We start from the raw sequence: 17116 nt of genomic DNA on the forward strand, positions 1-17116 counted from the left end.
ATCCGGAGGTCGGAATGGACACGATGCACGCGGTACGGGGTCACCGGCGCGGTGGCCCGGAGCAACTGACGTACGAGGACGCACCGCGCCCGGTGCCCGGTGCGGGCGAGGTGCTGGTGGCCGTGCGGTCCGCCTCGATCACCCGGGGCGAGCTGGACTGGGACGCCACCTGGACCGACGCGTTCGACGGCGGTGGAAGCCCTCGGGTGCCCATCGTGCCGTCCAAGGAGGTGTCCGGGGTCGTCGTCGCGGCGGGGCCCGGGGTGACGGACTGGGGCACGGGCGACGAGGTGTACGGGCTGATCCCGTTCACCCGGGACGGGGCGGCCGCCGAGTTCACCGCGGTTCCGGCGGCCGTGCTCGCCGCCAAGCCGCCACGGCTGGATCACGACCGGGCGGCCGCCCTCCCCCTCGCCGGGCTGACGGCGTGGCAGGCGCTGGTCACCCATGGCGGTCTGCGCCCCGGCGCGCACGTGCTGGTGCACGGCGGTGCGGGCGGTGTCGGGTCGATCGCGGTGCAGGTCGCGGCCGCCCTGGGGGCCCGGGTCGTCGCCACGGCAACCGCCGAGACCGCGGACTTCGTCCGGGGACTGGGCGCCGATGAGGTCGTCGACCATCGGGCCGGGCGCTTCGAGGCGTTCGTCGAGGACGTGGACCTGGTCCTCGACACGGTCGGCGGCGACACCCAGGACCGTTCCTGGCTGGTGCTGCGGCCCGGCGGCGTACTGGTGAGCATCGTCTCCCCGCCGGACCCCACCCGGGCGGGCGGCCTGTTCTTCGTGGTGGAGCCGGACCGGACGGGGCTGGAGGAGCTGTCCCGGCTCGTCAGGGACCGGAAGCTGACCCCGCGCCTGGACCGCGTGGTGCCGCTGGAGGAGACCCCGCAGGCCTACGCCGCGCTGGAGCAGGGCCACCGGCGCGGGAAGATCGTCATCCGGGTGTCGTGAAGGGTGGGCGGCGGGCCGCCGTGCCGTCGCGTCACGAGCCGGGCTTGAGAGCGACACCCCCGTACAGCGAGACCGGCTCCTCCCCGTCACCGCCGTCCTCGGGGCGCCAGTCCGTCACGGAGACGATCCCCGGGGCCATCAGGTCGAGTCCCTTGAAGAAGTGGCCGAATTCGTCGTGCGAACGGGCCACCAGGGTCACTCCGCCGGCGGCATAGGCGGCGACGCCCCGCCCTACGTTCTCGGGCTCGAAGTCGGCGGTCATCGCGGACAGGACCAGGCAACTGCCCGGCGCCAGGGCGTCGACGAGGACGCCGACCAGCTCGCCGGCGCCGTCGTCGTCCGCGATGAAGTGCAGGAGCGCGATCAGGGACAGGGCGACGGGCCGGCCGAAGTCGAGGACGCGGGCGGCCTGTTCGAGGATCGCCCGGGGCTCGCGGGCGTCGGCCTGGACGTACTCCGTGACGCCCTCCGGGGTGCCGCGCAGCAGGGCGCCCGCGTGGGCCAGGACGATCGGGTCGTTGTCGACGTAGACGACACGGGCGTCGGGCGCGACGGACTGGGCGATCTGGTGCAGATTGGGCTCGGTCGGTATGCCGGTGCCGATGTCCAGGAACTGGCGGATTCCGGTCTCCCGGACCAGCAGACGCGTGGCCCGCCGCATGAACGCGCGGTTGGCGCGTGCCGCCCTCGGGGCGCCCGCCTCGATCGCCATGATCCGGCGGCCGAGCTCCTCGTCCACCGGGTATTGTCCTTGCCGCCGAGGAACCAGTCGTACACCCGGGCCGGATGCGGCCTCGTCGTGTCGATCTCGTGGAGGGCCGGCTCACGCCCGGTCACACGGTGCTCCTCTGCTCGACGGCCCCGGTGGGCCGTTGGGGCGGTGCGAGCAGTCTGGCACGATCATGCGGCGTGGCGGAGACGGTCTTCGGCCACCTGTTCCGCCACGGCTACGGCTATGGCTTGAGCGGATCGTGGCCGAGTGTCATCAGCTGGTGCCGGCGGTGCGTGTCCTCGGCCGCGGGCTCGTTCTCCACGTCCGCCAGGTCGCCGACCGTGTCCACCACCCGGTACATCACCCGGATGTCCTCGTCGGTGAGGTCGGTGCGGCGCTTCTGCAGGATCGCCAGGACGTGCTGCCCGGTGGGTGTGCCCGCGTCTTCGGGCAGGGGTTCCGCGTCCTCGTCGGCGTCGCGGACCCGGAGCCAGGCCGCCAGTTCCTGCGAGGTCATGTTCACCGCGCGGTGGAAGTCCTCCCACAGCGCGTCGAGTTCGAGGGCGTCGGTCATCGCGTCCCCCTTCTTTTCGTTCTCGCCGGTGGGTGCGGTCGCGGGGTCAGTTGTCGCGGGGCCAGTTCTCCGCCTCGAACATCCAGCGCTGCTTCTCCAGGTCGGCGGTGATGCCGATCAGCAGGTCCTGGGTGACCGGGTCGGCCTTCTCCGTCGCGTCTATCCGCTCGCGCAGCCGCCCCACGGCCGACTCCAGGGTCTCCACGAGCAGCTTGACGACCTCCGTGTCGCGCAGCCAGCCGTCCTTGGTGCCGGGCAGGGCGAAGGTCGCGGCGATGGTCTCCGGCCGCCCGTCCGGTGGAACGCCGAGCGCGGCGGCGCGTTCCGCGACCGTGTCGGAGTACGCGCGTACGGTCGCCACCACCTCGTCGAGCTGGAGATGGATCGAACGGAACCGGGGGCCCACGATGTTCCAGTGCGCCTGCTTCCCGATCAGCGACAGCCCGAGCAGATCCACGAGGGTGTCCTGCAGGGCGGTTCCGGTGACCCGGAGCGCCTCGTCGGGCAGGGTGCTCTTCACCACGGTCATGACGCGGTTCTCCTCTCGTCGTCACCGCTCCATGCGGGCGCGGGTGCCCAGGCCGGACCGGTGCAAACACGACGGCCGGACCCCGCGGCGGACCGTCCGGAATCAGCCCGTCAGCACGCCGTCCAGGAACGCGGTCAGGTCCGCGAAGACCTCCGCCCGGTTCGTCTCGTTGAACACCTCGTGCCGCGCTCCGGCATAGATCCGCTCGACCAGTCGGCCGCCGCTCAGCCGCTCCACGCCGATGCGGCTGCCGGGCAGCGGCACCAGCCGGTCGTCGTCGCCGTGCAGCCACAGCAGCGGTAGCGGACCGGTGTCGCCGCCCTTGGCGACGGTCTCCAGGGTCCGTACGAACGCTTCCAGCGTCGGGCGCTTCATCGCACCGTGCCAGACCAGCGGATCGGCGGCGTACGCGGCGCCCACCGCCGGGTCGCGGGAGAGCGCGCCCGGACTGATGGGGGTGTCCGGGATCTCGTCGAGGGCGAGCAGCCGTCCCGGCAGCTCCCAGACGCCGATGACCGGGCCGGACAGCACGAGCGCGGCGAGCTCGTCGCCGTGGCGCTGGGCGTAACGGGCCGCGATCAGGCCGCCCATGGAGTGGCCGATCACGACGACGGGCAGGTCCGGGTACGCGGTGCGGGCCAGGCCGGCCACGGTGTGCACATCGGTGACCACGTCCTCGAAGTCCTCGATCACCACGCGTTCGCCCGCCGACCTGCCGTGGCCGATGTGATCGGGGCCGTAGACCACCGCGCCGTGCCCGGTCAGGACATCGGCGAGCGCGTCGTAGCGGCCGGCGTGCTCGCCGTACCCGTGCACCACCAGGGCGATGTACCGGGGCCGCGGGTGCGGCCACTCGCGTGCGCTGATCGTGCCGCGGGTCCCGGTGAGGACGTGCTCCCGCGTGTCGGCCATGTCTCCTCCGGCTGCCTCGGTGAAGGTGCCCGAGGATCTTCCCAGAGGGCCGGGCGGAGGTCTATAGTCCAAAACTAGCAGTGCTAATTAATTGGGCAATGTCTTCGGTCAGGAGTCCTGTCGTGCGTCCCGTCCACTTCGCGGCCGCCCGCCGCACCCCCATCGGCAAGCTGCGCGGCGCCCTGTCCTCGGTCCGGCCCGACGACCTGGCGGCGACGGTGGTCCGCCACCTGGTCGCCGACGTGCCCGCGCTCGACCCGGCCCGCATCGACGACGTCTACTGGGGTGCAGCCAACCAGGCGGGCGAGGACAACCGCAATATCGCCCGGATGGCCGCACTGCTCGCCGGACTGCCCGAATCGGTACCCGGCGCCACCGTCAACCGGCTGTGCGCCTCCGGTCTGGAGGCCGTCACCACCGCCGCCCGCACCGTTGCCGCGGGCGAGGCCGACATCGTGATCGCCGGCGGCTCCGAGTCCATGAGCCGGGCCCCCTTCGTCCTGCCCCGCCCCGACGAGGCCCTGCCGCACCGCATCGAGACCGTCGACACCCGCCTCGGCTGGCGCCTGGTCAACCCCGCGATGAAGGAGCTCCACGGCCTGCTGTCCATGGGAGAGACCGCCGAGGAGGTCGCCGAGCGGTACGGCGTCACGCGCGAGCGCCAGGACGAGTTCGCGCTGCGCAGCCACCAACTCGCCGCCGCCGCACGGAAGAACGGCCACTTCGACGACGAACTCCTGCCCGTCGAGCGCCCGGACGGCATTGTCGTCGACAGCGACGAGTGCGTCCGCGAGGACACCTCGTACGAGAAACTCGCCCGGCTGAAGCCGGTCTTCCGGGCCGGCGGGACGGTCACCGCGGGCAACGCCTCGCCGATGAACGACGGCGCGGCCGGACTGCTGCTGGTCAGCGAAGAGGCCCTGAACGAGCTGGGGCTGGAGTCGCTGGGCCGGTATGTCGCCGGTGCCTCGGCGGGAGTGCACCCCGACGTGATGGGCATCGGCCCGGTGCCGGCCACCCGCAAGGCGCTCGCCCGCGCGGGCTGGGAGATCGGCGACCTCCAGGAGGCCGAGTTCAACGAGGCGTTCGCCGCCCAGGCCCTCGCCTGCGTCGACCAGCTCGGCATCGACGCGGAACTGGTGAACCCGACCGGCGGCGCGATCGCCCTCGGCCATCCGCTGGGCTGCTCCGGCGCCCGCATCCTCACCACCCTGCTCCACCGCATGCGGCGCACCGGAGCGGAACGCGGGCTGGCGACCATGTGCGTGGGCGTGGGGCAGGGGAGCGCGGTGCTGGTGGAGCGGCACTGAACGGAACTTCTCGGCGCCGGTCGGTATCACGACCACCAGCCGAGACGCTCCTTACGGCACCGCATGCATGCGCATAGCATCGGTGCCCGCATGAACACGATGACGCTCTGGCACACAACCGGCTGGGAGTTCGCCGCCCTCGCCTTCGCGGCGCTGCTCGTCGGCTTCTCCAAGACCGCCGTCAGCGGGGCCAACACGGTCAGCCTCGCCATCTTCGCGGCCGTCCTGCCCGCCCGCGCCTCCACGGGGGTACTGCTCCCCGTGCTGATCGCGGGCGACCTGCTCGCCGTCGCCACCTACCGCCGGCACGCCCACTGGCCGACGCTGTGGCGGCTGTTCCCGGCGGTGGCGGCCGGCGTGGTGCTCGGCACGCTGTTCCTCGTGTGGGCCGACGACGGGATCGTACGGACCTCCATCGGCGCGATCCTGCTGCTGATGGCCGCGGTCACGGTGTGGCGGCGGCGCCGGGCCGACGCGGACGAGGAGCCGGACTCGGTCGTCACCCGGGCCGGCCGGGTCAAGGCCCGTTCCTACGGCGTCCTCGGCGGCTTCACCACGATGGTCGCCAACGCGGGCGGCCCGGTGATGTCGATGTACCTGCTGTCCGCGGGCTTCCGGAAGCTCGGCTTCCTTGGCACCTCGGCCTTCTTCTTCCTGATCGTGAACGTGTCCAAGGTGCCCTTCAGCGCCGGCCTCGGCCTGATCGACGGCCGCTCGCTGCTCCTTGACGCCGCGCTCGCGGTGTTCGTCGTGCCCGGGGGGTTGTTCGGCACATGGGCTGTGAACAGGATCAACCAGCGGTTGTTCGAGCAGCTGGTGATCGCGGCGACCGTCGTGGGCGGCGTTCAGCTGCTACTGCGCTAGGTTCAGCAGCGCGGGCAGGTCCGCGAACGAGTCCAGGACGTGGTCCGGGGTACCGTTCGCCTTCTCGTGCGTCTCCGGCAGGTACTTGCCCGTCTTCACCAGCACCCCGGTGATCCCGGCGCGCTGCGCCGCCAGCACGTCGGACTCGATGTCGTCGCCCACCATCAGGGCCTGGTCCGCACCCACGCCCAGCCGGGCCAGCGCCGCGCCGAAGAACGCCGGTGACGGCTTGCCCGTGACCTCCGCCTCGACCCGCGCCGCCTTCTCCAGCCCGACCAGGAACGCTCCCGTGTCCAGCTGCAGCCCCTCGTCCGTCCGCCAGTACAGATTGCGGTGCATGGCCACCAGCCGCGCACCCCGCTGGAGGTGCCCGAAGGCCCGGTTGAGCGCCACGTAGCCGAACTCGGGCCCCGCGCCGCCGACCACGACCACATCCGGGACGGTGTCCCCGTCGACCAGGGTGATGCCGGCGAGGTCCTCCGCGATGTCCCCGCTGTTGAGCAGGGCGCACCGGGCGCCGGGAAAGTGCTCGGCCAGATGGGCCGCGGTGACCGAGGGTGCGGTGAGGACGTCCTCGGCCCTCACCTCGAACCCGGCCTCCGTCAGCGTCTCGGCGATCGACGCGCGCGTACGGGAGGTCGTGTTGGTGACCAGCGCGACCCCGAGCCCGGCCGCACGGATCTCCCGCAACGCCTCCACCGTCCCCGGCAGCGGCTGCCACGAGACGGTGAGCACCCCGTCGATGTCGATCAGCACGGCACGCACGGATTCCATGCCTGGACGATAGCGATCCGGGCGGCGCCCAGGACCGCACGACATCGCCTCCCGAGAGGGCGGTCCACTTCCACTACGCCGGTTGGCTCGAACGCCACCGGCACCGCTGCCGCACTTCCCGGCACCGCCGCTACGCCATCGACCCCTCGCGCTTGACGGTCCGTCGAGCCTGCACCTGCACTGGCCTGAGGACGGCCGGAGGACGGCCGCGAACGGGGGAGGAGCGAACGTGAGCACCAGCGCGCCCGCACCACGCACGGTCGGCGAACTGCGCCGGCTACTGACCGAACTGGGCGACCCCTGGACGGTGGATCCCGCCCTGTCCGACGACGCCCCGCTGCCCGACCCGCCGCGCGGCGCCCTCCTGGAGGAGGAGGCGCCCGAGGAACTGCGGCTCGAGGCACTCCCGGAGGAGGTGGACCTGCGCGACCTGCTCAGCGCGCAGCCGCCCGCCAACCCGGACCTCCGCGCCCGCTGGCGCGAAGCCGGACTGCTGCCGCCGAACGGGGGTGAGCAGTGATGGCCGTCGTCGACTGGCGCAACCGCTTCGGACGGGGCTGGATCACCAGCGTCCGCAACCAGGGCGGCTCGCAGAACTGCTGGGCCTTCGCCACGACCGCCCTGTACGAGGCGATGATCCGCATCGAGCACCTGCTGTGGGCCCGCCGCTCCGAGGGCGACCTCGCCCGGGGCACCGGCAAGCAGGCCTGGGACCTCGGCAACATCGGCGAGGGCACCGTCTTCGCCGAGCGCTACGGCCTCGCCGACCCCGACTGCTTCCCGTGGGGCGAGTCCGCGTCGCTGTACACGGCCAAGCCGCACGGCGCCGATCTGCGCGCCACCCCGCTGTCCACCACACCGGACCGCGCGGGCCGCACGATGCGCATCGCGGCCGGGGCCACCACCACCCTCACCGACCCCGCGCAGAAGCGGCAGTGGATCGACCTGGTCGGCCCGATGGCCACGGTGGTCGTCCCGCCGGTGGACTTCGGCAGCCTGCGCGACGGCATCTACCGCCCCACCACCAGCGCCCCCGGCGGCGCGCACGCCCTGCTCGTGGTCGGCTTCGACGACGACGACCGCTGCTGGATCGTCAAGAACTCCTGGGGCACGGGCTGGGGCGTCGGCGGTTTCGGCCGGGTCTCCTACGACGCCGGACTCCTCGAGGGCGCGAGCTTCACCGGGCTGCGCGGCACCAACCCCGACCCGTGGGCGAAACGCCGGCTGCGCAACGGGGTGCTCGTCCAGGGCGGCAACGGCGCCCTGCGCAACAACTTCGAGCTCTTCGTCAAGGCCGGCGCCGGCATCGACCACTGGTACCGGGAGAACGCCGACGCCAAGGCGCCCTGGGCACGGGTCGGCCAGGTGCGCTCGACCGACGTGTGGCGGGACACCTTCCACGACGACGCGCTCGACTTCCCGACCGCGGTGCAGAGCAGCTTCAACCGCGACTACGAACTCGTCTACCGCTGCAGCTACCGCCGACTGCGACATGTCTACTACGACCAGTCCGGGGGCCTGTGGAACGACGCCACCCTCTTCGGCCCCGCCGACCCGATCGGCATCCCCGGATTCGTGCAGAGCAACCGGGGCGCGCCCGGCGACTTCGAGGTCGTCGCGGTCACCGCGGACGGCCGGGCACACCACTGGACCAAGCACAACAGCGCGCCGTGGACCCACACCCCCGGCGAGTGGTACGAACGCCAGACGTTCGGCTCCGGCATCGCCTTCGGCGGGCCCTCGCTGGTGCAGAGCAAGCTCGGCGTCACGGGATCCCCGGAGAACGGCCAGGGCGAACTCCACTACGTCGCCACGGTGTCCGGCGGCCGCCTGGCCCACTTCCGGCGCGCCGCCACCGGCGCGGACTGGGCCCGGATCGACACCTTCGGCGCGGGCGCGACCGAGGCACCCTGCCTGATCGAGGGCACCTACGGCGCCGGGAACGACGCGGGCATCGGCAACTTCGAACTCTGCGTCCCCGTCGCGGGCGGCCAGATCGAGCACTGGTGGCGCTACAACACCTCCCCGGGCCCCTGGACCCGCTCGGCGGTCTTCGGCGCCGATGTCCGCCGCGTCCTCGGGCTGCTGCAGAGCACGTACGGCACCAACCTGGAGCTGATCGCGGAACGCACCGACGGCCGCGTCCAGCACTACTGGCGGGACGGCAACGGCTGGCACCCGGGACCGATCATCACCTGACCGGAACCGGCGTCGTACGCTCACTGTCATGTCCCCGCACGTCCTGATCCTCGGCGGCACCACCGAGGCCCGCCGGCTGGCCACCGGCCTGGCGGCCCGACCCGGTGTCCGGGTCACCACCTCGCTGGCGGGCCGGGTGACCCGGCCCGGGACACTGGAGGGCGACGTACGGATCGGTGGCTTCGGCGGGGCGGAGGGGCTCGCGGACTGGCTGCGCGAGCAGCGGGCGGACGCCGTCGTGGACGCCACGCACCCCTTCGCCGCGTCGATCACGGCGAACGCGGCACGGGCCGCGCGGGCCACCGGGCTGCCCCTGGTGGTCCTGCGCCGCCCCGGCTGGCGGCCCGCTCCCGGCGACCGCTGGCACCCGGTCCCGTCCCTGGCCGCGGCCGCGGAAGCGCTGCCCGGCCTCGGCCGACGGGTTTTCCTCACCACCGGCCGTCTGGGCCTCGCGGCCTTCGCCCGGCTGACGGAACTGCACTTCGTCGTACGGTCCGTGGAGCCGCCCGAGCCGCCGATGCCGCCCGACGCCGAAGTGATCCTGGCCCGCGGGCCGTTCACCGTGGCCGACGAGCTGACGCTGCTGCGCGTCCACCGCATCGACGTGCTGGTCACCAAGGACAGCGGGGGAGAGGCGACGGCCGCCAAACTGACGGCCGCGCGCGAACTCGGCCTGCCCGTGGTCGTCGTACACCGGCCCCCGCTTCCGCCCGGCGTGACCGCGGTCCCCGACGTGGCGGCCGTACTGGAGAGGCTCGGCCTCGACCCGTCGTGACCGAGGAACCCCGGTCGTGGCCGAGGAACCCCGGTCGTGACCGGGGAGTGCCGGTCACTCGTCCTCGGGGTGCCTGCGCAGCAGATACGTGTCCATGATCCAGCCCTTGCGCGCACGCGCCTCGGCGCGCACCCGCTCGATGTGCGGGCCGGCCTCGGCGATGGGACCGGAGACGAGGATCTCGTCCGGGGTGCCGATGTACGCGCCCCAGTAGATGTCGATGTCCTGGTCGGAGTACTGCCGGAAGGTCTGGTGCGCGTCGAGCATCACCACCACGTCGTCCACCCCCTCCGGGAACCCCTCGGCCAGCCGCCGCCCCGTGGTGATCTGCACCGGCCGGGCCACCCGGTTCAGTCCCGTGCGGTGCCGCGCGACGAGTGCCGAGACGCTGCTGATGCCGGGCACGACGTCGTACTCGAAGGCCACCGCACCCCGGGCGAGCACCTCCTCGAGGATCCCGAGTGTGCTGTCGTACAGCGAGGGGTCCCCCCAGACCAGGAAGGCCCCGGTCCCGTCCGCCCCGAGTTCCTCGGCGATCAGCCGCTCGTAGATGTCGGCGCGGGCGCTGCGCCAGTCCCCGACGGCAGGGGAGTACGCCGCACCGCCGGCGCTCCGGTCCCGCTCCGGGTCGCGCGCCTCCACCAGCCGGTACGACCCCTCCGGTATGTGCGCGTCCAGCATGTCCCGGCGCAGCCGCGTCAGATCGTTCTTCACCTCGCCCTTCTCCAGGAGGAAGAACACGTCGGTGCTCCGCAGCGCCCGGACCGCCTGCAGGGTCAGCTGGTCGGGGTCGCCCGCACCGATACCGATGACATGAATCTTTCGCACGCCCCGAGTCTGCCGCATGCCACTGACAGTGCGTGCACCGCCTCCACACGCCCCGCTACGGCGCCGCGTGCCCCCGCAGCCGAGGCGCCCGCGCCCCGGCGTCGATCGCGGTCCCGGCATCCCGCTCCACGTCGTCCGCCAGGCCCCGGGCCCAACCGACGAGTCCGGCGAGATCCATCCCGTACGGCCGCAGCTCCCCGCGCTCCGCCGCCCACTCCTCGACGGCACCCGCGCCGCGCCGCAGCAGCCGTACGCCGCCGGTGGCATTGCCCCGGGCCGCGTGCGTGAGCCCCACGGCCAGCTGGGCCAGCCCACGCCACAGCGCGCGCTCGTCCTGCGGACCCGACTTCCAGGCGTCCTCGAAGACCTCGTGCGCGTGGAACGGCTTCCCCGCGTCCAGCAGAGCCTGCGCCTCGCAGACCGTCTCCCGGGGAGTCCGTGCTACCCCCTCGGGCTGCCGCTCCACCCCCGCGGCGCCGTACGGCAACGGCCGCCCGAGCCCGTCCCGCGGCCTCGCGTTCCTCGCGCGCCCCTCACTGTCCCGGTCCCGGGTCTCCACCGGCTGTCCCCGCGATGCCTCTGCGCTGCCCATACGACCGATTGTCCACCGCCGCCGCGGTGCCCCCTTCGGCGTGGCCCGGCACGTGCGGTAAAGTGCTGTTCGCGCGATCACACGGGTCACCGTGAGTGAGCGCACCGGGACGTGGCGCAGCTTGGTAGCGCACTTGACTGGGGGTCAAGGGGTCGCAGGTTCAAATCCTGTCGTCCCGACCGGAGCTCCGCTCCGTTCGACATGATCGAGGCTCTGTTCGCCGAGGCGAACGGAGCCTCGGTGCATATGGGCCGTGATCATGCGTGGGCTTCCGGAAGCCGCGTATTGCGCACCACCTTGTCCTCGCCGGCGCTGGCCAGGAACCGGCCGTCCGGATAGAAGGCCACGGCGTTCACCGAACGCTTGTGATCGATGTGAAACAGCTGCCGTCCCGTATCGGCCTGCCACACGCGCACGTCGCCGTCCTCGCTCGCGGTGGCGACCTGGCCGCTGTCGGGGCTGAACGCCACCCCTCGCAGGCCGGCGCGGTGTTCCACGTGGAAGAGCGGTCGCCAAGTGCCCGTTTCGCGGACCTGGGCCGTGCGGTCCTGGCTGCCGGTGGCGATTTTCCGCCCGTCCGGAGACACCGCGACACGGAGCACGAAATCATTGTGCGGAACCTGTGCTATTTGCTCACCCGTGTCCAGGTTCCACACATAGGCCCTCTTGTCCTCGCACGCGGTCAGCAGAAACCGTCCGTCGGGGCTGAACTTGACGTCTTTGACCGCGCGGGCGTGGCGCAGGGTCACGGTCGGGCTGCCGGTGGTGAGATCCCAGACGCGCGCCGTGGCATCCGCACTCCCGGTGGCCAGATATCTCGAGCCCTTGTCGAAATCGACCGCGTTCACGAAATGCCGATGCTTGAATTCCCGTGCGACGGAGCCGGTCTCCATCTCCCAGACGCGTGCGATGTTGTCCGTGCTGCCGGTGGCCAGCTTCTTGCCGTCGCCGCTGAAGGCCAGCGCGTTCACCATGGTGCTCCAGCCGCCGAGGGTGCGGTCCCAGGTCGCCCGGCCGGTGGCGGCGTCCCAGATCCGCACGAGTTTGCGGGCTCCGGTGGCGACCAGCGTGCCCTCGGGGTGAACGGCCATGCTCACGACCCATCGTTCCGTGTTGATCTCCGGGTACGGTGTGACACCCGGACGCGAAGATTCGGTGGCCGATGTGGCCTTCCGGGATGCTTCCGTGATTCTCGGGGGCGGTTCCGGGATTTCGTGGCTCTGGGTGTCCCGCTGAAGCTGATTGATGTCCCTGACTATGGTCTGCGTGGGGGTGCTCCTTCTCGCGGACGTGAGGTCGAAGAGCCGGGCGTCGCCGCTGCGTTGGTACAGGACGGGGGTGAAGCACTCGAGGCTGTCGTCCTTGTCCGCGCGCAGGGCGATCCGGCTCGTGCGCACCGCCTCGTCGACCGGTCGATTCGCCGCGAGCGCCAGGTAGAAGGCCCGGGAGAAAAGGACGGCCGCCTTGTCGGTCACCGGGAACTGCATGGCCACGACCGCCGGCACCGTGTGCTCCAGCTCCGCCGCCGTACTGGAGAAGAGGTCCTGTGCGTTCGAGGTCCCCGTCTCACAGCTGTTGAGCACGACCAGGCGCGGCGAGGGGTCGGCGACGCTGATGAGCGAGCCGAGGGCCTCCGCGTGCAGGGAGTCCTCCCGCCCGTGCTCGTCGGAGAAGACGATCATTCCTTGACGGTGACGTTCGTCGAATTTCCCGTGGCCGATGAAGTGCAGGATGTGGCAGCCGCGCAGGAGGGCCTGGAAGAGATCCTGTTTGGTCTGGCCGCGGGCCCATTCGAGCTGCACCATGCCCTCGTCGATGAGCGGCTTCAGTGCGGCGCTCAGGCCTTCCTGTTCCGCCTCGGCGTCCAGGGCGCCCATGGAGCCGGGGAGCGCCACCATGCCCAGGATCCGCAGCGGTGGCCGTACGCGAAGCGGTGAAACCGGCTCCAGGACCTCGATATAGCGAATGACCGGGTGATGCAGGCACAGGTAGCCGCCGAGTTTCGCGTCGTGGAGAAGCTCCCAGGGCAGCGCGGCGAGTTCCGGCGAGCGGACCCGCAGGATGAGCCGCAGCCTTTGGTCCCGGTCCCGCGCCTTCTGTCTGCTGGCGAGATAGAGCGCTTTGATCGCGTTCTGGAACACCGCGTCGTACAGGACGCCGCCGACCTCCCGCACCGGTGCCTCGAGTTCGGTGCTCACGCCTCGGGAGCGTGCCGCGGAGCCGAGGACCGCGGCCTGCAGCGTGGGCAGCCTGTTCAACAGCCCATGGGCGTCGATCTGGGTGATGAGGCGGTCCTCGCCGCACGGCGACGACACCTCGATGTCGTAGCCGTCGGCTGCCTCGCTCATCTCGACGACGAAGTCGAACTCCTCCGGCATGGCGCCCTACTCTCCTGCGCCAGGATCAGTGCTGTGCGGCGGCGGATGCCGAGGGCGTCGCCGGTTCGGGGATGGACCGCCCTGTGGGCTGTGAATTGGTGACCCAATCGAGGAAGCCGGCGAATTTCGCGGGGTCCTTTTCGCGGGCTTGCACGATGATGTTGAACCGTCGGTCCGTGTATGCGACCCAGGGGATGGAGTCGGTGTCTTCATAGCAGATCATGTCGCCCACGGTCAGACTGGGGTTTTCCAGGCTGTACTCGAATCTCGCACCCTTTTTGTAGTCGTCCCTGTTGTCGCAGGAGGATCCGGAAAGGTTCCCGGGGTCGATCTGATTGTCCAGGAAATCCTGCATGGCGTTCACATCGCGGAACATCACGAAAGAGAAGTATTCCGGCGTGCTGTCACCGGTACCGCAGTCGAGCCCGACCGCCCCCTCGGGAACCTGCTTGGATTCGACGCAGCTGCTTCTGTCCACGGCGGCAGGGAGGTGTTCGCCCAGCTCCGCGGATGTCAGCTCACGCTTTTCCTTCTCCGTCGCCAGCTGCCATGTTCCGGCGACCAGCAGGAGGACACCGAGGACGGCGAGCACTGCGCGGGGCGCCCGCTGCATCTTCGGGATGGTCATCAGGCGCCTTGAAATGCCGCTCCCGATCAGGGCGAGCATGAGCAGGACAACGCCGATGACGATGAGCAGGATCTCGATGGCGAGTGGCATCACTCAGCTCCTTCCGGAGTGGCATCGTGAGTCTCGGCGGCCGAAGCCCGCCGACCCGCCCCTCGCTCCGGAGGCACGCGCCCGGGAATGGAAGAACTGTCAACTACCTGGCAATACCTGGCATTTCGTGCTAATTGATACTGTATGACCATCATGGAGTTTGTGCTACATGACGGCAGTACGGTTCTGGTCAGGGTCTCCGATGATCGGGCCGAGAGCCCTGTCCTCACCCGCGGCGCGTCGGCGTCCGCGATGATCGAACGAGCCGAGGGCTCCTTCGAGTCGGTCATGGGTGCCGTGCGGGCCGTGACCCGTGGCGTGGCCGCGCAAGTGGAGGAATTCGCGCAACGGCCGGACTCGCTCGTGGTGGAGTTCGGTATCCAGCTCACCGCCCAGGCCGGGGCGATCATCACGGCAGCCGGCGCCTCCGCCCAGCTGAAGGTCAGTCTGACGTGGAACAAGACATGACCCGCCGGCCCTGAGCAACCGTCGCCTCCGGATGTCACACTCCGGGTCCTCCTGCTGCTCCTAGAAGCAAGACACCGCAGGAGGTCAGAAGATGTCCGACACCCCGTCGGCGGGCAGTGCCCGGGAAAGCGCCGTGGACGCGGCCACCACTGTGTTCGTCCGACACCGTGAGCTGCTGTTCTCCATCGTGTACAACATGCTCGGCAGCATCGCCGACACCGAGGACGTGCTGCAGGAGACCTGGCTTGCGTGGTCGTCCAGGGGCCAGGCGCGGGACGCGGAGCCGATCGGCAGTCCGCGCGCCTATCTGGCACGGATCGCGGTGCACAAGGCGCTCGCCCGGCAGGCCGTCATCGACCGGCGTCGCGAGACCTATGTGGGTCCGTGGCTGCCCGAGCCGCTGGTCACTCCTCTCGTGGACCCGGCCGAACACACCGAGTCGGTGTCGATGGCCCTGCTGGTCGTCCTGGAGACGCTCACCCCGCTGGAGCGCGCGGTGTTCGTCCTGCACGAGGTGTTCGGCTACGCCCACACCGAGACCGCGGAGATCCTGGGGCGCGGCCCCGCCGCCGTACGCCAGCTCGCGCATCGCGCACGCGAGCACGTCCGGGCCCGCCGTCCGCGCTACCGGGCCGATCCGCGGCTGCGACAGGAGGTCACCGAGCGGTTCGTGGCCGCGGTCTCCGGCGGCGATCTCGAGACACTGCTGCGGCTCCTGGCGCCGGACGTGACGCTGTGGGCCGACGGCGGGGGCAAGGCCACCGCCGCGGGTCCGCGGCCGGTGCACGGCCGGGAGAAGGTCGCCCAGCTGCTCGCCAGGGGGACCGAGCGGGCCCCGAGCGGCCTCGACGTCCGCTACCGGCGGGTCAACGGCGACCCCTCGGCGCTGCTGTTCAGCGGTGACTCGCCCTTCGCCCTACTGGTCCTCGACCTGGTGCCGGACGGCCAACAGGTGTGCGGCATCTACTTCCTGACCAATCCCGAGAAGCTCACGGGCCTCGCGTGACGCGGGACCGACGGCGGATCTCGCGATCCGGTAATTCACCCAAGCCCAGGAGGAACCACCCATGAGGCTCACGATCTTCGCGGCCACCGGCGGCGTCGGCCACCACCTTCTCCAACAGGCCGTCGCCGCGGGCCACGACGTCACCGCCGTCGTACGCAACCCCGCGAATCTGACCGAGCAGGGCGGAGGGGTGCGCGTCGTCACGGCCGATCTGGCGGCGCCGGACCCGGGCGTGCTCGCGTCCGCAGTCGACGGCCGCGACGCCGTCCTGTCCGGACTCGGGCCCCGCAGGCCACGGTCCGACGCGGGCATCACCTCACGCGGCACACGGGCCGTCGTGGCCGCGATGCAGGCGGCCGATGTACGGCGCCTCGTGGTCGTCAGCGCCGCACCGATCGGCACCGTGGCGTCGCCGGCCCGGCCGAACCCGCCCAAGCACGATGCGGGCGACGGGTTCTTCATGCGCCACCTGGGCGCCCCGTTCGCCCGCACCATGTTCGGCGCGCATTACGCCGACCTCGCCGTGATGGAGGACCTGGTGCGCGACAGCGGTCTGGACTGGACCATCTCGCGCCCGCCCCGCTTCACCGACAAGCCCCTCACCGGCGTCTACCGCACGGCGTTCGAGCAGAACCTGCGCGGCGGTACCCACATCTCCCGCGCCGACGTCGCCCATCACATGCTGTCGGTGCTCGACCACCCCGAGACGATCCGACGCACGATGGGCGTCGCTTACTGACCGCGCGCACCGATGACCGTGGTCACCGAGGCACCGCGGGCCCGGGTGATAGAGAGGTGACCATGACGACCGAAGGCATCGACATCCCGGACCGCCGGGGCCGTACCGGACTCGATCGGACCGGGCTGGAGCTGAGCCGCAATCCGCGGGTCAAGGTCCGGGAGGTGAAGCTCCTGTCCAGCCACTGGTACGTCGAACGTGCCACCACCTTCGACATCCAGCGCGCCGACGGGACCTGGAGCACCCAGCAACGCGAGACGCACGACCGCGGCAACGGCGCCACGCTGCTGCTGTACGACAAGGAGCGCGAAACCGTGCTGCTCACCCGGCAGTTCCGCTTCCCGGTGTATGTCAACGGGCACCCGGACGGCATGCTGGTGGAGACGCCGGGCGGGCTGCTCGACGACGATGACGAGCACCCGGAGATCGCCGTCAGGCGCGAGGCGGTGGAGGAGACCGGGCACACCGTCGGCGCGGTGGAGCACGTCTTCGACGTCTACATGAGCCCGGGCTCGGTCACCGAACGCGTCAGTTTCTACGCGGCCGCCTACGGACCCTCGACCCGCACGCACGAGGGTGGGGGACTGGACGAGGAGGGCGAGGACATCGAGATCCTCGAACTCCCCTTCCGTAGGGCCCTGGAGATGATCCGCACCGGTGAGATCGCCGACGCCAAGACCATCATGCTGCTCCAATGGGCGGCGCTGGAAGGGCCGTTCGCCACGTCGTGACCCGAGCGGCCGCCTCTTGACTTGAAGCGCGCTTCAAGTTGAAGACCCCCGTTCGCGCAC

General features: G+C 71.1%; 18 protein-coding genes, 1 tRNA gene and 1 pseudogene. 11 read left to right on the forward strand and 9 right to left on the reverse strand.

Annotated elements, in window-relative coordinates:
• Window positions 1–14: 14 nt before the first annotated feature.
• Window positions 15–947, forward strand: a complete 933-nt coding sequence (locus Q8A52_RS10375) for an NADP-dependent oxidoreductase (protein ID WP_316750343.1) — start codon at window positions 15–17, stop codon at window positions 945–947.
• A 31-nt stretch (window positions 948–978) separates the two neighbouring features.
• Here Q8A52_RS10375 and Q8A52_RS10380 read toward each other — a convergent pair.
• The 4 genes and pseudogenes from Q8A52_RS10380 to Q8A52_RS10395 all read right to left on the reverse strand — a co-directional run bounded on the left by Q8A52_RS10380 (window position 979) and on the right by Q8A52_RS10395 (window position 3674).
• Window positions 979–1784 (reverse strand): annotated as a pseudogene (locus Q8A52_RS10380) (SAM-dependent methyltransferase).
• A gap of 116 nt (window positions 1785–1900) precedes the next feature.
• Window positions 1901–2233 (reverse strand): DUF3140 domain-containing protein, encoded by a 333-nt coding sequence (locus Q8A52_RS10385; RefSeq protein WP_316750345.1) that lies wholly within the window; start codon window positions 2231–2233, stop codon window positions 1901–1903.
• A gap of 46 nt (window positions 2234–2279) precedes the next feature.
• Window positions 2280–2762: a Dps family protein gene (locus Q8A52_RS10390; protein WP_316750347.1), complete on the reverse strand. Its 483-nt coding sequence runs from the start codon at window positions 2760–2762 to the stop codon at window positions 2280–2282.
• Between the two features lie 102 nt (window positions 2763–2864).
• On the reverse strand, window positions 2865–3674 hold the full coding sequence (locus Q8A52_RS10395) for an alpha/beta hydrolase (RefSeq protein ID WP_316750348.1): 810 nt from the start codon (window positions 3672–3674) through the stop codon (window positions 2865–2867).
• A gap of 122 nt (window positions 3675–3796) precedes the next feature.
• Between Q8A52_RS10395 and Q8A52_RS10400 the strand changes: the two genes are divergently transcribed.
• Both Q8A52_RS10400 and Q8A52_RS10405 read left to right on the forward strand, forming a co-directional pair.
• Window positions 3797–4984 (forward strand): thiolase family protein, encoded by a 1188-nt coding sequence (locus Q8A52_RS10400; protein WP_316750350.1) that lies wholly within the window; start codon window positions 3797–3799, stop codon window positions 4982–4984.
• A gap of 90 nt (window positions 4985–5074) precedes the next feature.
• Complete coding sequence (locus Q8A52_RS10405; protein WP_316750351.1) at window positions 5075–5848, forward strand: sulfite exporter TauE/SafE family protein; 774 nt, start codon at window positions 5075–5077, stop codon at window positions 5846–5848.
• On the opposite strand, the gene Q8A52_RS10410 is transcribed toward Q8A52_RS10405, so the two are convergent.
• The gene (locus Q8A52_RS10410) at window positions 5837–6622 is read right to left on the reverse strand and encodes a TIGR01458 family HAD-type hydrolase (RefSeq protein ID WP_316750353.1); all 786 of its coding nucleotides are present in this window, start codon (window positions 6620–6622) and stop codon (window positions 5837–5839) included. The genes Q8A52_RS10405 and Q8A52_RS10410 overlap by 12 nt on opposite strands.
• 229 nt (window positions 6623–6851) lie before the next feature.
• On the opposite strand from Q8A52_RS10410, the gene Q8A52_RS10415 reads away from it, so the two are divergent.
• The 3 genes from Q8A52_RS10415 to Q8A52_RS10425 are packed head-to-tail and all read left to right on the forward strand — an operon-like array spanning window position 6852 to window position 9596.
• The gene (locus Q8A52_RS10415; protein WP_316750355.1) at window positions 6852–7142 is read left to right on the forward strand and encodes a hypothetical protein; all 291 of its coding nucleotides are present in this window, start codon (window positions 6852–6854) and stop codon (window positions 7140–7142) included.
• Window positions 7142–8821: a C1 family peptidase gene (locus Q8A52_RS10420; protein WP_316750357.1), complete on the forward strand. Its 1680-nt coding sequence runs from the start codon at window positions 7142–7144 to the stop codon at window positions 8819–8821. The genes Q8A52_RS10415 and Q8A52_RS10420 overlap by 1 nt, the downstream gene beginning before the upstream one ends.
• Before the next feature lie 28 nt (window positions 8822–8849).
• Window positions 8850–9596, forward strand: coding sequence for a cobalt-precorrin-6A reductase (locus tag Q8A52_RS10425; RefSeq protein WP_316750358.1), 747 nt, complete (start codon window positions 8850–8852; stop codon window positions 9594–9596).
• 54 nt (window positions 9597–9650) lie between these two features.
• On the opposite strand, the gene cobF is transcribed toward Q8A52_RS10425, so the two are convergent.
• Window positions 9651–10424 carry a precorrin-6A synthase (deacetylating) gene (gene cobF / locus Q8A52_RS10430; protein ID WP_316750359.1) on the reverse strand — a complete coding sequence of 258 codons (774 nt, stop codon included), beginning with the start codon at window positions 10422–10424 and terminating at the stop codon, window positions 9651–9653.
• Window positions 10425–10479: 55 nt separating this feature from the next.
• Window positions 10480–11016: a DUF309 domain-containing protein gene (locus Q8A52_RS10435; protein WP_316750360.1), complete on the reverse strand. Its 537-nt coding sequence runs from the start codon at window positions 11014–11016 to the stop codon at window positions 10480–10482.
• A gap of 105 nt (window positions 11017–11121) precedes the next feature.
• Here Q8A52_RS10435 and Q8A52_RS10440 point away from each other — a divergent pair.
• Window positions 11122–11195: transfer RNA gene (locus Q8A52_RS10440), tRNA-Pro, on the forward strand.
• A gap of 78 nt (window positions 11196–11273) precedes the next feature.
• Here Q8A52_RS10440 and Q8A52_RS10445 read toward each other — a convergent pair.
• Both Q8A52_RS10445 and Q8A52_RS10450 read right to left on the reverse strand, forming a co-directional pair.
• The gene (locus Q8A52_RS10445) at window positions 11274–13394 is read right to left on the reverse strand and encodes a CHAT domain-containing WD40 repeat protein (RefSeq protein ID WP_316750362.1); all 2121 of its coding nucleotides are present in this window, start codon (window positions 13392–13394) and stop codon (window positions 11274–11276) included.
• Between the two features lie 25 nt (window positions 13395–13419).
• Window positions 13420–14112, reverse strand: coding sequence for a hypothetical protein (locus Q8A52_RS10450; RefSeq protein ID WP_316750364.1), 693 nt, complete (start codon window positions 14110–14112; stop codon window positions 13420–13422).
• 153 nt (window positions 14113–14265) lie between these two features.
• On the opposite strand from Q8A52_RS10450, the gene Q8A52_RS10455 reads away from it, so the two are divergent.
• The 4 genes from Q8A52_RS10455 to Q8A52_RS10470 all read left to right on the forward strand — a co-directional run bounded on the left by Q8A52_RS10455 (window position 14266) and on the right by Q8A52_RS10470 (window position 17056).
• On the forward strand, window positions 14266–14580 hold the full coding sequence (locus Q8A52_RS10455; protein ID WP_316750366.1) for a CU044_2847 family protein: 315 nt from the start codon (window positions 14266–14268) through the stop codon (window positions 14578–14580).
• A 91-nt stretch (window positions 14581–14671) separates the two neighbouring features.
• Complete coding sequence (locus tag Q8A52_RS10460) at window positions 14672–15586, forward strand: sigma-70 family RNA polymerase sigma factor (protein ID WP_316750368.1); 915 nt, start codon at window positions 14672–14674, stop codon at window positions 15584–15586.
• A 61-nt stretch (window positions 15587–15647) separates the two neighbouring features.
• The gene (locus tag Q8A52_RS10465) at window positions 15648–16325 is read left to right on the forward strand and encodes an NAD(P)-dependent oxidoreductase (protein WP_316750370.1); all 678 of its coding nucleotides are present in this window, start codon (window positions 15648–15650) and stop codon (window positions 16323–16325) included.
• A 62-nt stretch (window positions 16326–16387) separates the two neighbouring features.
• The gene (locus Q8A52_RS10470; RefSeq protein WP_316750371.1) at window positions 16388–17056 is read left to right on the forward strand and encodes an NUDIX domain-containing protein; all 669 of its coding nucleotides are present in this window, start codon (window positions 16388–16390) and stop codon (window positions 17054–17056) included.
• Window positions 17057–17116: the final 60 nt, after the last annotated feature.

Source organism: Streptomyces herbicida (assembly GCF_032656585.1).
GTDB lineage: Bacteria > Actinomycetota > Actinomycetes > Streptomycetales > Streptomycetaceae > Streptomyces > Streptomyces herbicida.